At 62.1% G+C, this 14,251-nt stretch carries 11 protein-coding genes; 6 read left to right on the forward strand and 5 right to left on the reverse strand.

The window, feature by feature from the left end; translation table 11 throughout:
* Window positions 1-225 precede the first annotated feature (225 nt).
* Window positions 226-1,884, forward strand: coding sequence for a methyl-accepting chemotaxis protein (locus PJ259_RS06500; protein WP_271655188.1), 1,659 nt, complete (start codon window positions 226-228; stop codon window positions 1,882-1,884).
* 150 nt (window positions 1,885-2,034) lie between these two features.
* Here the strand turns inward: PJ259_RS06500 and PJ259_RS06505 are convergent, their stop codons facing one another.
* Window positions 2,035-2,406 carry a hypothetical protein gene (locus tag PJ259_RS06505; RefSeq protein ID WP_271655189.1) on the reverse strand — a complete coding sequence of 124 codons (372 nt, stop codon included), beginning with the start codon at window positions 2,404-2,406 and terminating at the stop codon, window positions 2,035-2,037.
* 412 nt (window positions 2,407-2,818) lie between these two features.
* On the reverse strand, window positions 2,819-3,439 hold the full coding sequence (rlmE, locus tag PJ259_RS06510; RefSeq protein WP_059315259.1) for a 23S rRNA (uridine(2552)-2'-O)-methyltransferase RlmE: 621 nt from the start codon (window positions 3,437-3,439) through the stop codon (window positions 2,819-2,821).
* Between the two features lie 245 nt (window positions 3,440-3,684).
* On the opposite strand from rlmE, the gene PJ259_RS06515 reads away from it, so the two are divergent.
* Together PJ259_RS06515 and PJ259_RS06520 are read left to right on the forward strand one after the other, a co-directional pair.
* On the forward strand, window positions 3,685-5,334 hold the full coding sequence (locus PJ259_RS06515; protein ID WP_271655190.1) for an NAD(P)/FAD-dependent oxidoreductase: 1,650 nt from the start codon (window positions 3,685-3,687) through the stop codon (window positions 5,332-5,334).
* Complete coding sequence (locus PJ259_RS06520) at window positions 5,334-6,065, forward strand: TrmH family RNA methyltransferase (RefSeq protein ID WP_271655191.1); 732 nt, start codon at window positions 5,334-5,336, stop codon at window positions 6,063-6,065. The genes PJ259_RS06515 and PJ259_RS06520 overlap by 1 nt, the downstream gene beginning before the upstream one ends.
* A 116-nt stretch (window positions 6,066-6,181) precedes the next feature.
* On the opposite strand, the gene PJ259_RS06525 is transcribed toward PJ259_RS06520, so the two are convergent.
* The gene (locus PJ259_RS06525) at window positions 6,182-7,651 is read right to left on the reverse strand and encodes an FAD-binding oxidoreductase (protein ID WP_271655192.1); all 1,470 of its coding nucleotides are present in this window, start codon (window positions 7,649-7,651) and stop codon (window positions 6,182-6,184) included.
* 599 nt (window positions 7,652-8,250) lie between these two features.
* Here PJ259_RS06525 and PJ259_RS06530 point away from each other — a divergent pair.
* Genes PJ259_RS06530 through PJ259_RS06540 form a run of 3 tightly spaced genes read left to right on the forward strand, consistent with a single transcriptional unit; the run spans window position 8,251 to window position 11,308 of the window.
* Window positions 8,251-9,225 (forward strand): Bug family tripartite tricarboxylate transporter substrate binding protein, encoded by a 975-nt coding sequence (locus PJ259_RS06530; RefSeq protein WP_271655193.1) that lies wholly within the window; start codon window positions 8,251-8,253, stop codon window positions 9,223-9,225.
* A 59-nt stretch (window positions 9,226-9,284) separates the two neighbouring features.
* Complete coding sequence (locus tag PJ259_RS06535; RefSeq protein ID WP_271655194.1) at window positions 9,285-9,776, forward strand: tripartite tricarboxylate transporter TctB family protein; 492 nt, start codon at window positions 9,285-9,287, stop codon at window positions 9,774-9,776.
* 11 nt (window positions 9,777-9,787) lie between these two features.
* Window positions 9,788-11,308, forward strand: coding sequence for a tripartite tricarboxylate transporter permease (locus tag PJ259_RS06540; RefSeq protein ID WP_271655195.1), 1,521 nt, complete (start codon window positions 9,788-9,790; stop codon window positions 11,306-11,308).
* Window positions 11,309-11,767: 459 nt separating this feature from the next.
* Here PJ259_RS06540 and PJ259_RS06545 read toward each other — a convergent pair whose 3' ends face one another.
* Both PJ259_RS06545 and denD read right to left on the reverse strand, forming a co-directional pair.
* On the reverse strand, window positions 11,768-13,174 hold the full coding sequence (locus PJ259_RS06545; protein WP_271655196.1) for a GntP family permease: 1,407 nt from the start codon (window positions 13,172-13,174) through the stop codon (window positions 11,768-11,770).
* Between the two features lie 56 nt (window positions 13,175-13,230).
* Window positions 13,231-14,187 carry a D-erythronate dehydrogenase gene (gene denD / locus PJ259_RS06550; protein ID WP_271655197.1) on the reverse strand — a complete coding sequence of 319 codons (957 nt, stop codon included), beginning with the start codon at window positions 14,185-14,187 and terminating at the stop codon, window positions 13,231-13,233.
* Window positions 14,188-14,251: the final 64 nt, after the last annotated feature.

Genomic DNA, 14,251 nt, shown 5'->3' on the forward strand with positions numbered 1-14,251 from the left:
TTACCCTTACTATATAGTTATCGGGATAACTGGAATGGCAACAACCAATTGCGCGTTAAATATATGCGCGACGACCTAATTAGTAACCCGAACCACTCATCTCCATGGCTTAACGCCACTATAAATTTCTACACGACCCATCCGAAAGCCTGACTAATGGCGTCACTACTCCCTCTTAGTTACGGGCTGGACTTTACCGTCCGCCCTTTTTAGCAGGAGCTTCACATGTTCAAGAATTTCAGGATCGGCACCCGCCTTATCGTGTCCTTTATTGCCGTGGCAGCCATCAGCCTGGTGGTTGGGGTCGCGGGTCTGAACAACAGCAGCCAGATCAATGATCTGGCAACTCAACTCTATGAAAACGAACTGCTGGGGTTGTCATACATTAAGGACGCCAACCTGAATCTTATTTTCATTGGTCGTGCGCGCAGTAACTACCTGTTGGCAGCCAGCGACGAGGACCGGAGTCGCGCCCAGGCGGAAGTCAAACAAGGCCTCGCCAACGTACGGGAAAATCTGGCCAAAGCCCGCCCTCTGTTCAACAGCGAAGCGTCGGCGAACAACTTCCGGCAAATCGACGACCTGCTCACCAGCTATACCACCCAATTGGATCAGGCCATGACGCTCGCTCGTGACCGGGCGTTGCGCGAGGCAGATCCGGTACTGGACAACCAACTCGCCAGTGTCCGTCGCTATGGTGATCAGGTTGGCGCGCTGATGGCCGAGCTGTCCAAGCGTAAAGAGCAGAATGCCAGCGACGCCAACGACCTCACCGACCAGCTCTATGAACACAGCCGGGTGATGCTGATCGGTATCATCTCCGTGGGCGTGGCCTTCGGCATCCTGCTGGGCATCCTGATGAGCCGCAGCATCACCCGCCCCCTGCGGGCCGCGGTCGAGATTGCCGATCGCCTGGCCGCTGGCGACCTCACCCAGCGCATCGAGGCCGAAGGTCGCGACGAGACGGCCGCTCTGCTACGCGCCATGGACGGCATGAACCAGCGGCTGTCGCAGATCATCAGTGACGTGCGCAGCGCGTCCGATGGACTGGCCAGCGCCTCGGAAGAAATTTCGGCCACCGCCCAGAGCATCAGCCAGGCCAGCACCGAGCAGGCGGCATCGGTCGAGGAGACCAGCGCCAGCGTCGAGCAGATGTCGGCCTCCATCGCGCAGAACACCGAAAACGCCAAGGTCACCGACGGCATGGCCGGCAAGGCGAATCGCGAGGCCAGCGAAGGGGGGCAAGCGGTGAAAGATACCTTGATTGCCATGAAGACCATCGCGACCAAGATCAGCATCATCGACGACATCGCCTACCAGACCAATCTGCTGGCGCTTAACGCCGCCATCGAGGCAGCCCGTGCCGGCGAGCACGGCAAGGGCTTCGCCGTGGTCGCCTCCGAGGTACGCAAACTGGCCGAACGCAGTCAGGTGGCGGCCCAGGAGATCAGCAACGTCGCCCAGGGCAGCGTGGCTCTGGCCGAGCGAGCCGGCGCCTTGCTGGACGAGATGGTGCCTTCCATCAGCAAGACCTCCGACCTGGTCCAGGAGATTACCGCGGCGTCTGAAGAGCAGACGTCCGGTGTCGAACAGATCAATGGCGCCATGCTGCAATTGAGCCAGGTCACCCAACAGAACGCCTCGGCCTCCGAAGAATTGGCCGCCACGGCAGAAGAGATGAGCAGTCAGGCCGAACAGCTTCAGCAACTGATGGAGTTCTTTACCCTGAACGGCGCCGCGGGAGACCAAGAGGCGCCACGCCCTACCGCCAAGCGTTCAGACCCAGCTCTGGCCAAGCGTACGTCGGCGTTGATCGGTACCCAGCGTCACGGGCCCCATGGCGGCGTGCCGGCTGGCTTCGCTCGTTTCGAAGAAACCGCCTGACTGGTTGAGGGCTTCTGAGCGCAGCCAATGGGTTCTGGTGCCGGCTGATACCCGGCGCCTGGCCTCTCGCTAACGCGGCTTTCAATCGAAGGGGATGGCCGCGTATCGAGGCGACGTGATGACACGTGAAGACCCGCCCGCCTCAACTTTTCACTCGTTCAGGCGAAGAAATTGCTTCAGTCTCAGCACGATGCATTCGACGTCTTCCTTCGTGGAGAAACCCACTCGCGGCCAGTCGTATCGGCTATCGCGCGCCGTGGCCTGGCCACTCATGGCCTTCAGCTCCGCAAAGAACGTCTTGCTTTCAGCAATGCCCCTCCCCGCCCTGCGCGCATGGGATTCGACGTCAAAAGCAATTTCGCCAAGATTGCCATCGGCTGCTCCAGCGCCTGGCCGGTACAAGAAGATCTGGCCCTTCTCGGCTTTCACGCACCTGAAGCCACTGCCACTCTCCATCTCGTAGAGGGCCCCATAGATATCGGTCAACAGGCGCCTGGCCGTCTCGAACACATATGCATCCATCTATCCTGCTCCCTGTTTTTCAAGCGAACGACGGCCGCCACAACTGCCTGGATACAGTTGATTGAAAACCTTAGCAGCAGGTGAGGAATTAATTCCTGATGGACATATCCCCTCACAGTTGTCAGGGATGCTGCACAAAACGCGCGACAGGTACGTCGTAGCGCCCCAATCGCAAGGTAGCGAAGTGCTACAAAGACCCGCTGACGCCTGGACCCTTGAAGAAGACAACGAACGACGGCAGACAGCGGATACGCCTAGCCAACGATTTCCGCTCGATAAGCGGCAAATGACCCTGACCAAATGGCCAGAAGCGCACCTATCCCTGCTTACGGTCGCGGTTACCCCCGTGGCGAACAGGCGTTTCCGCGGACCTTCGAACAGATTGAAAAGCGCGCGCTGGCGCCTGGACGGCTCAGCCCTTGAAGCCCTTGCCGACCAGATAGACCTCACGCGAGCGGGGACGCGAGGCTTCGGGCTTGCGGATCGAGACCTTCTCGAAGGAGGTACGCACATCCTTGAGGAATTCGTCAGAGCCCTCACCCTGGAAGACCTTGACCACATAGTTGCCGCCAGGCTTGAGCACCTGGCGCACCATGTCGAGGGTCAGTTCCACCAGGTACATCGCCGCCGCCTGGTCGGCCGCCGCGACGCCGCTGATGTTGGGCGCGATGTCGGAGACAATCAGATCGGGCTGCCGGCCTTCGAGCATGCCGAGGATCTTCTGGAAGACGGCGTCCTCGGTGAAGTCACCCTGGACGAAGTCGACGTTATCGAGTGCACCCATCGGCAGGATATCGGTCGCCACCACCCGGCCCTTCTCGCCGACGATGCCACCGGCCACCTGCGACCAGCCACCAGGGGCCGAGCCCAGGTCCATGACCAGCATGCCGGGACGGATCAGCTTGTCCTTCTCGTTGAGCTCGATCAGCTTGTAGCTGGAGCGCGAACGCAGGCCGTCTTTCTGAGCGCGCTTTACGAAGGGATCGTTGACGTGTTCATCCAGCCAGCGACGGCTGCTTTTGGATCGTTTCATGTTGGAGCTACCACGGGAAATCGGGTGAGAAGCGGACGCACGCCAAACCTGGCCGGCCGCAAAGAGGCGGCGATTATAAGCCGATAACGCCCTGGCACGAATCAGGGATCGCCGTGGCGACCGCTAGACCGCCGAATCGAGCGCCCATCGTCCTGGCCTGACAGCGCCGATACCGCCGGGTACAATCGCCGCCCTACCCCTCCTCCTCCCTTCCTTTGCCGGAGTCACCGGCCAGGACTATTGTCATGATTCGCATCAACGAACTGTCGCTGCCGCTTGATCACACCCCCGACGAACTGCGCCAGGCCATCCTTGGCCGCCTGAACCTGCGCGACGCCGATCTCCTGAATTTCACCGTGTTCAAGCGCAGCTACGATGCGCGCAAGAAGAACAGCGTCATCCTGTTCATCTACATCATTGACCTGGAAGTAAGGGACGAGGCGGCGGTGCTGGCGCGCTTCGCTAATGACCTGCACGTACGTCCCGCCCCGGACACTGGCTATTACCCGGTCGGCCAGGCGCCGGCGAACCTGACCGAGCGCCCGCTGGTGGTGGGTTTCGGCCCCTGCGGGCTGTTCGCTGCCCTGCTGCTGGCCCAGATGGGCTTCAAGCCCATCGTGCTCGAACGCGGCAAGGATGTGCGCAGCCGCACCAAGGACACCTGGGCGCTGTGGCGCAAGAAGGTCCTGACGCCCGAGTCCAACGTGCAGTTTGGTGAAGGCGGTGCTGGCCTGTTTTCCGATGGCAAGCTCTATAGCCAGATCAAGGATCCCAAGTTCTACGCCCGCAAGGTGATGCACGAGTTCGTCCGCGCTGGCGCGCCTGAGGAAATCCTCTATGTCAGCAAACCGCACATCGGCACCTTCCGCCTCACTGGGGTGGTGGCAGCCATGCGCGAGGAAATCATCGCGCTCGGCGGCGAAGTCCGCTTCGAGAGCAAGGTGACGGATCTGGTGATCAACGACGGCCAGCTCGAAGGCGTGGTGCTCGCCAATGGCGAGACCCTGCACAGCCGCCATGTGGTCCTCGCCCTGGGCCACAGCTCCCGCGACACCTTCCGCATGCTGCACCGCCAGGGCGTATATATCGAAGCCAAGCCCTTCGCTGTCGGCTTCCGCATCGAACACCCCCAGGGCATGATCGACCAGGCCCGCCTGGGCAAGTACGCCGGCCACCCGGAACTGGGCGCCGCCGACTACAAGCTGGTGCACCACGCCAAGAATGGCCGCGCCGTGTACAGCTTCTGCATGTGCCCGGGCGGCACCGTGGTCGCCGCGACCTCCGAGCCGGGCCGCGTCGTGACCAACGGCATGAGCCAGTACTCGCGCAACGAGCGCAATGCCAACTCCGGCATCGTGGTGGGCATCAATCCCGAGCAGGATTTCCCCGGCGATCCGCTGGCAGGCGTCGAGCTGCAGGAGCGACTGGAGTCGCGCGCCTACGAGCTGGGCGGTAGCGACTATTCCGCACCCGGCCAGCTCGTAGGCGACTTCATCCGCGGCGTGCCCTCCACCGAATTCGGTGAAGTGGAACCTTCCTACAAGCCCGGCGTACGCCTGGGCGACCTGGCGCCGTCGCTGCCCGCCTACGCCATCGAAGCCATCCGCGAAGCGCTGCCCGCCTTCGGCAAGCAGATCCGCGGCTTCGACCGCCATGACGCCATCCTGACCGGCATCGAAACCCGCACCTCCTCGCCGGTGCGCATCACCCGTGACAACGACAGCCTGCAAAGCCTGAACCTGCGCGGCCTGTACCCGGCCGGTGAAGGCGCCGGTTATGCCGGCGGCATCCTGTCGGCGGGCGTGGACGGGATCAAGGTGGCCGAGGCCCTGGCCAAATCGATGCTTGCGGATGCCGACGAGCAGCATGCCCCGCTGGCCCGAGCCGCTGGCTGATGAAGCTCGACGACCTCAAGAAACTCCACCAGAAGAAGTACCGCGCCGAATTCGGCCACTTCCTGGTGGAGGGCGAACATCTGGCACTCGAACTACAGAAGGCCGCGCTGCAGAATCCCCAGCTGCAACGTGCCGAACTCTATGTGACGGGTGCCTACGAACACTGGCGGAGTCCGTTCCGGACGCACCTGATCAGCGACCGGCAGATGGGGCAGCTTGCCGACACCAAGACCCCGCAAGGGATCCTGGCAGTGGTGCCGATGCCCGTGCCTCTGACCAGCGCGCCGGCAATCGCCGAAGGCGAGCGCGCGGTCTATCTGCACGAGATCCAGGACCCGGGCAACCTGGGCACCATCCTGCGTACCCTGGCCTGGTTCGGTGGCTTTCGCTGCCTGCTGAGCCCCGGCAGCGTCGACCCCTACAACCCCAAGGTCGTCCGCGCCAGCATGGGCGCCATCTTCCATACGCCGCTGGAGCTCGACGTCGAACTCGACGGCTTGCAGGAACGCTTCCCTCGCCTCGCCTGCTTGGACATGCACGGCGAGCCCGTGCAGTCGGCCCAGTTCAAGGCCTTCGACTGCTACCTGTTCGGCAACGAAGCCCGCGGCGTTCCTCGTGAACAACTCGCCGCCCTGAACGCTCAGCCCTTCACCATCGGCGGCTCGGGGGCCATCGAGTCCCTGAATCTGGCGGCGACGGTGAACATGTGCGCCTATGAGTTGAGCCGGTAGCGGCCAGCGATTACGAATCGATCGCCGCTCCGTCGGTCTTGCGGTGCGGCGAGTTCCGCCTAGCAGGGGCGTGAGCGCGGCGCCTCATTCAGACCCAGTACCGGTCGACCTGATCCTCAAGGGCGTGCCTGCCCTTTGATCAGGGACTCATCAAATTCGGGATCTTCCGCGAACACCTTCCCAGGATTCATCAGCCCGGTCGGATCCAGGGCCCGCTTAAGGGTACGCATCAACTCAAGTTCCAGAGGCGTCTTGTAATGGCGGGCGGCTTCGCGCTTTGCCTGACCGAGACCGTGCTCGGCACTGATGCTGCCGGCGAAGGTCTGGGTAACCCCGTAGATGAGATGCATGATGGCCTCGGCCTGAGCCTTGAAGGTGGCGTCGGAGCTGCCTGGTGGTTTGCTGATGTTGTAGTGCAGGTTGCCATCGCCCACATGGCCATAGCTGACGATACGCACGCCGGGAAAGGCCTCCAGCAGATGGCGATCGGCGACCTCGATAAAAGCCGGGATGCTGCTGACCGGCACGCTGATGTCATGCTTCAGGCTTGGGCCTTCGTGATTTTGCGCTTCGGAAATCCCCTCCCGCAGCGCCCACAGCGCCGCTGTCTGGGTCTCGTTGGCGGCCACCACGGCGTCGAGGATTTCGCCCTGTTCCATGGCTTCTCCCAATGCCTGTTCGAGGTGCGCTGGCAGGGGCGCGTCGGCCCGGGTATCACTTAGCTCAATGAGCAGGTACCAGGGGTGTGTCTCCTGGAAGGGATCGCGGCAACCTGGTACGTGATCGAGGACGAACTGGACGCTCTGGCGTGACATGAGTTCGAAAGCGCTGAGGCGATCGCCACATTCCGCCTTCATGCGCTCGAGCAGTGCTACCGCCGCCTGCGGCGAAGACAGGGCGACCCAGGCGGTGGTCAGGCTGCGAATGGCCGGATACAGCTTGAGCACCGCGGCGGTGATGATGCCCAGGGTACCCTCGCTGCCGATGAAGAGCTGCTTGAGGTCGTAGCCGGTGTTGTCCTTGCGTAGCCCGCGCAGGCCGTCCCAAATGCGACCGTCGGCAAGGACCACTTCCAGGCCCAGGGTCAGGTCACGCATGTTGCCGTAACGCAGGACCGCGGTGCCGCCGGCGTTGGTCGCGAGGTTACCGCCCACCGTGCAACTGCCTTCGGCGCCCAGCGACAGTGGAAACAGGCGCCCGACCTGGGCGGCTGCCTCCTGCAGGCTGCGCAGGATGACACCGGCTTCGACGGTGATGGTGTCGTTGGCCGGGTCGATGGCGCGGATCGCCCTCAGCCGGGTCAGCGAGATCACCACCTGGGTGCCGGAGGCATCCGGTATCGAACCGCCACAGAGCCCCGTATTGCCGCCCTGGGGGACCAGCGGAATCTTGGCCGCATGACATAGCCGTACCACGGTGGCGACCTCGGCGGTGCTGGCGGGACGTACTACCACGAGCGCCCGGCCACGATAGGCATCGCGCCAGTCACTTAGATAAGCCGGTAGTACCGCCGCATCACGAACCAGTCCGGCCGGGCCAACGACCGCTTCCAGGGCTTGTAGCAGGGCAGCATGTGCAGGGGACATGAGTTCTCTCCGGGTGCATGGTCTGAAAGCTGATCGATCAGGGCGGTGTCACGGGCGCGGGCGGCTCCTTTGATCGGTCCAGCAAGGGCGCCGCGAAAGCGGGCTTCGTAGCCAACCGCCCTCTTCCACGCAGACTTCAATCTCGTTCGCTTGCGCCTTGCTGGAACTCAGCTCGTTCAGACAAGGCTCAGATATCGTCAATAACAGTTTTAGAAACTTGTACTTACAAATTGGCTATCCATTAGCCATATAAGGTCTTGCTGTTTTAACCCTCATCCCGGTGCTTACTTTCAAACACACTTCCTAAGCATTGCACATTGACAGCATAGGACGCGGTTGATAGAAATTGGCAGTCATACGATGACATATGACTGCCGTATTTAAACAATAACAGAGATCACTGTCATGCCGACTCGAGACCTCCCGCCATTGTCGCCACGGCCTTAGTCCCTGAACGCGCGCCTCCGTCCACCACGTTCCCAGGCGCTATCGCCTGAGGCATTGGATGCAGTGGCGATCGCTCAGGTGGAGTCCATGGCTGGCGATATTGGCAGAGGGATTCGGCTCGAATCGGCCAGTTTTCGACCAGGAGCCTATCCATGATAAGAACAATTCGCGCCTCCCTTCTTTCCGCCGCCGTTGCTGTAGCGACCTTTGCTTCTCAGCAGGTAGCCGTGGCTGCTGACGTCAAGTGGCCGACCCGTCCGGTGCAAGTGGTGGTGATCGCCAATCCTGGTGGAGACACCGATTTCAACGCCCGGATGATGGCCAAGTACTTCAACAAGATCACCGGCAAGACCATGGTGGTAACCAACGTTGCCGGCGGCGGTGGCACCCTGGCAGCCGAACAGGTCAAAGGCGCCGCTGCGGATGGCAATACCCTCCTCTTCACCCACCCCGGCCAATTGATCGTCAACGAGGTGGCCGGTTTGTCGGAGGACGGCTATGAGGCCTTCGACGTGGCCTGTATCGCCGGCGTGGACAAGGGCGCGATCTTCGTGGCGTCGAAGCAGTCGGGCATCACCAGTGTTCCGGACCTGATCGCGAAGGCGAAGGCCAAGCCGGAAAGCATCACCTACGGCACGGAAATGGGCAGCTTTTCCCATATCCAAGGGCTGATGTTCGAGAAGATCACTGGGGCCAAACTCAAGATGGTCGATGCCGGCACGGTATCGGAAAAGGTCGTCGCCCTGCTGGGCGCGCGTATCGACCTCGGCGCCATCAGCTACGGCTCGGTTCAGGACTACATCAACGGTGGCCAGATGGTCGCCCTGGGTCAGCCCAATGCCGAACGCAACGCCATGCTCGGCGACGTGCCCACCTTCAAGGAACAGGGTGTGGACTTCACCATCGACAAGCCCTATGTGGTGGCCTTTCCCAAGGGCACGGATCCCGCCATCGTCGGCAAGATGGCCGACGTGATGAAGCAGATTACCGAGATGCCGGAATATGCCGAGGAGCTGAAGAAGTTCAAGCAACCGGTGGCCTATTACGGCACGGCGGATGCCCGGGCGATTCTCGCCAAGACCCGCAGCGACTTCATGGAGTTCAAGGACGTATTGCGCACGAAGTGATACCCCAGGTTGGTCGCTGCACGCGGCCAACCTCCCCTTCGATCTCATGAGGTTTGCCGATGGCTATCGACAAGAAGAAAGAAGTGACGGTCGGGGTGATCATGCTGGGCGCAGCGCTGGGCTATCTGCTCATCTCGCTCAAGCTGCCCAACCACACCGGCATAGATGCCGCCTTCGTTCCGACTCTGCTGGCGGTCATGCTCTGCCTGCTCGCGGTGCTCCAGTTAATCAGTGTCTTCAGGACCGAACAGGCGCCGGCCGAGGGCGTTCCCCCGGCCGGGGATGAAGATTCGCCACGCCGCCTGGACGTCGCGACCCTGACCAAGACGCTGGCCCTGATCCTGGGCTACATCGCCCTGTTGAGTCCGATCGGTTTCCCGATCATGACCGCCCTGTACCTCTATCTGCAATTCATCGTGCTGACGCCACAGGAGCAGAAGGTCACGCACGTCACCTATGCGGTGATCGCCCTAGTCACCTCGGCCGCGACCTATCTGCTGTTCCGGGAGGCATTCGATCTTCTGTTGCCCGCCGGATTGACGAATTTCTAGGAGTTTCGAGCATGCTGGATCTTTTGCAGCAAGGTTTCGGCGCAGTGTTCTCGCTGAATATCATGATGTTGATGGCGATTGGCGTGGCTGTGGGTATCGTCTTTGGTGCCGTCCCTGGTCTTTCGGCCACCATGGCTGTAGCCCTGTGCCTGCCCCTGACGTTCACCATGGGGCCACAGGCGGGGTTGTCGCTGCTGGTGGCGCTATTCATCGGCGCCACCTCGGGGGGGCTGATCTCGGCGATTTTGCTGAAGATTCCCGGAACCCCCTCCTCCATTGCGACGGTATTCGATGGTGGTCCGCTCATGGAACAGGGCCAGGGCGTCAAGGCGCTGGGGATCGGCATCGTGTTTTCCTTTCTGGGGACCCTGTTCAGCATTGCGGCGCTGATGCTCATCGCGCCGGAGCTGGCCAAGGTGGCACTGCGCTTCGGCCCCCACGAATACTTCGCGATCGCCGTTTTCTCCCTGACCCTGATCGCGACCCTCTCGGCGGGCTCCATGGCGAAGGGCCTGTTTGCCGGTGCCCTGGGTTTTGCCGTTTCCACCGTGGGTATCGCACCCGTGGAAGCCATCCGCCGCTTTACCTTCGGCTTTTCCGAACTCAACGGCGGCTTTTCCATGCTGACGGTGATGATCGGCATGTTCGCCGTGGCCGAAGTCATCAAGCTCGCCGAGAGCGGACGCCAGGGCCAGGCCGGCAAGGCCCGCTCGGTGAGCATGAAGAACATCAAGGGCTTCGGTTTTTCCCTTCGGGAGTTTCGCGAACAGCTACCCAATGCCTTCCGCTCCGGGCTGATCGGCCTAGGGATCGGCATCCTGCCCGGCATCGGCGCAGGTACGTCCAATCTGGTGGCGTACATCATTGCCAAGAAACGCGCCAAGGATCCGGACTCCTACGGCAAGGGCAACATCGGCGGCGTGGTAGCCAGCGAGACGGCCAACAACGCCGGCATCGGCGGCGCCATGATGCCGCTGATGACCCTCGGCATCCCGGGCGACACCGTGACTGCCATCATGCTGGGTGGCTTCCTGATCCACGGCATTCAGCCGGGTCCGCTGCTGTTCATCAGTCAGGGGCCACTGGTCTACACCATCTTCGCCGCCCTGATCGTCGCGACCTTCATGATGCTGTTCATGGAATTCTACGGTCTGCGCCTGTTCATCCGGCTGCTGGACGTGCCCAAGCACATCCTCCTGCCGATCATCCTGGTGCTCTGCGTGGTGGGTGCCTTCGGGCTGTCCAGCCGGCTGTTCGATGTGTGGGCGATTCTGGGCTTCGGCCTGCTCGGTTATGTGTTCAGCAAAGCCGGGATGCCGGCCGCGCCCTTCATCATCGGCTTCATCCTGGGGCCGATGGCCGAGACCAACCTGCGTCGGGGCCTGATGTTGTCGGACGGTAACTTCCTCGCCTTCCTGACCAATCCGATCGCCGCCTGCTTCCTAGGCCTGGCGGCCGCGTTCATCGTGTGGCAGGTCTACAGTGCCACTCGCACCAAGAAGAGCGCCATCGGCGAGATCCTGCGCTCCTGACGTCCCACTAAAGACCAGGCCGCTTGTGAAGGGCCTGGTTCTGTCCTTCAACCAGGAATAGTTCGAGAGGACGTCGATCCTTCCATCGTCTTCCACCGGGGCCATCAGGAGGACAGTGCGTTCATCACCCGCGAAGTTGCCACGCCGATCGGCCTCGTGGTCGCCGCCCCCTCCTTTGGCCAAGACCGGTAGGCCACGCCAGGTGCGCGTGTCTGCGCGCTCCGGGAATCGACACAGGCGCGGTTGGCTGGACCGGTCGCGCCTTTCATGGATCCCAGACCTGGGCTGACAGACCAGATCCGATGCAGGGCGCGAAGTTCGGAATGACCTTCTTCAAGGCGACCGGAGCAAGCCTCAATGCCGGAAACCAGTTACCTCTTAGCTGGACACGACATCGAGCAAGCCCTTCGGCACCCAAGCAGGAACTCGATCGCTCCTACCGGGATACGCCAACACCTGTCAGCCGAGGATGGCGTTGAACACCAGTAGCGTTAGCAGCGAGCTGAGCCAGCCAAGCGTACTCGGCACGGACCAGGTCAAAAGCTGTTGCTTGGCGTTCTTGACTCCGAGCATCCGGTTGACCACCCAGAAGTAGCTGTCATTGAAGTAGCTGAAGACCATCGAACCGATGGCCGCGGCCTGGGCAGCGAACACCATGTTGACGTCCGGAATCGCGGCGAGGATCGGTGCCGCAATGGAAGCACCGGTGATCATCGCGACCGTTCCGCTACCCTGGATCAGCCGCACCAGCGAGGCGATCACGAAAGGAATCAGCACCGCCGGCATCGGCAGAGTGGCTACCCACTCACCCATGTACTGCCCCGCACCGCTGTCGCGCAGTACCGCACCGAGCGCTCCGCCGGCGCCGGTTACCAGCAGGATGATGCCGGCGCTTTCCACGCCTTTCTCCATCTCCGCTATGACTTCATCGCGTGGCCGACGCGGCACCAGACCATAGAGCGCTGCAATCACACCGAGCCCCACGGCGATGACGGGATTGCCGACGAAGGCGACGGTTTGCCCGAACAGGCTCTGGACGATGGCGGTGTCACCGCTGAGCTTGGCGACCGTGCCGACAAGGGTGTTGGCGAAGATCAGCAGGATAGGCAGCAGAATCGGCAACATCGAAAGCCACAGCGGCGGCAGATCGGCCTCTCGCGCATCGGCACGTTCCAGCACCTCACGATAGGCCGCGGCCGGCTCGACCGAGGGCTGGCCACTCTGGGCGATCATGGCCTCGATGCGCGGGCCCATGATGCGCGCATAGGTCACCAGCACGAACATCCCGGGGATGGTGAACACCACGCCCCAGAAGATCATCAGCCCAATATCGATATGGAATATTCCGGCGATACCCAGCGGACCTGGGGTAGGCGGCACCGCATGGTGCGTCAGCATCAGACCACCCGCCAGGGCGATACCCAGCGTGAGCACGGATTTGCCAGTGTTTCGCGACAGGGCGCGCACCAGCGGGTTGAGGATGACGAAGGCCGAATCGCAGAAGATCGGTACCGAGACGATATAGCCGGTGACCATCATCGCCCACTCTTCGCGTTTGCTGCCCAACCAGCGGACGAAGCTATAGGCCATGCGCTCGGCCGCGCCTGACACTTCCAGCAGGCGGCCCATCATCACCCCGAAGCCGATGACCAGGCCGATCGTCGACAGTGTCGCGCCAAAGCCGGTGGTAATGGATTTGACCAGCGCGTCGGGTGCCATGCCGCCGACCAGGCCGGCGATAGACGCGGCGATGATCAACGCGAGCAGCGCGTGGATACGCGTTTTCAGGACCAGTACGATCAGCACCACGATGGCCATGACCAAGCCGACCATCAGCTGTGGACCGGCGATGGAAGTTGCGCCCATTGGAGATTCCTCTTGTTGTTATTAGATGCAGCGACGGCGACAGCAGCCCCGCCTGGTCAGCGATCCATGTCGCGTTGGTGCGCCCTGACGACGCTGTCGAAGTCCGCGTCGACAGCAAAGCCCAATTGAAGCGGGCGCTCGATGTCAAAATTCCCAGGCCAGCTGCAGACGATGCGCTGCACTCTTTCGTCCGGCTCAAAGCCCACTCGCGCACGCGCCGTTTCGCCACCGACCCGGGCAAGGCTGTCGAGCATTTCGCTGACACTGACGCTGATACCGGGCAAGTTCAGCGTGCGGCGCAAGCCCAGCACACTGCCGTCCAGGCGGGCAGCATGGATCAGATTGTCGATAACGGTCTGTGGCGAAGACAGCCAGAGACGAGTGTCGAGCGGCACCGGACAGTTGCTTGCCTCGCCCGCCAGAGGTTCGCGCAACATCCCACTGGCGAACGACGAGGCCGCGGCGTTGGGCTTGCCAGGCCGTACGGAGATCGTCGGCAAGCGGCACACACGGCCGTCGACGAAGCCCTTGCGCGAATAATCGTTGATCAGCAGTTCCGCCATCGCCTTTTGCGCGCCATAGGAGGATTGCGGCAACGGCGCGAGCGATTCGGGGACCTGCTCGAGTAGGGGTCCGCCGAATACAGCCAGGGAGCTGGCGAAGACGAAGCGTGGCATCTGCGCCTGCTGGCGGCAGGCCTCGAGGAGGATTCGAGTGGCGTCCAAGTTGACCCGCATGCCAAGGTCGAAATCGGCCTCGGCCTGGCCGCTGACGACCGCGGCCAGGTGATAGACCAGGGTTGTATCCGAATCGATCAACGAGGCGATGAAGCCTGGATCGGAAATGTCACCTGTGTAGGAGACTACTCGCGAATCTTCGAGCGGACAGGGCGCCAGATCGACCGACACGAGGGTACCGTCAGCCGGCAGCAGGTCGTTCGTAGCGGGCGCAAGCAGCGCCTCGATCAGGCGGGTACCGAGAAAGCCAGCACCGCCGGTTACCAGGATCTTCATGCATCGCACTCCACTTCAGGAGAATATTCGGGTCGTGATGCACACGCCCATTCTTGTTATCGAC

Origin of the sequence: Pseudomonas sp. JBR1 (assembly GCF_028198185.1) — a bacterium.
GTDB classification, from domain to species: Bacteria; Pseudomonadota; Gammaproteobacteria; order Pseudomonadales; family Pseudomonadaceae; genus Chryseomonas; species Chryseomonas oryzihabitans_E.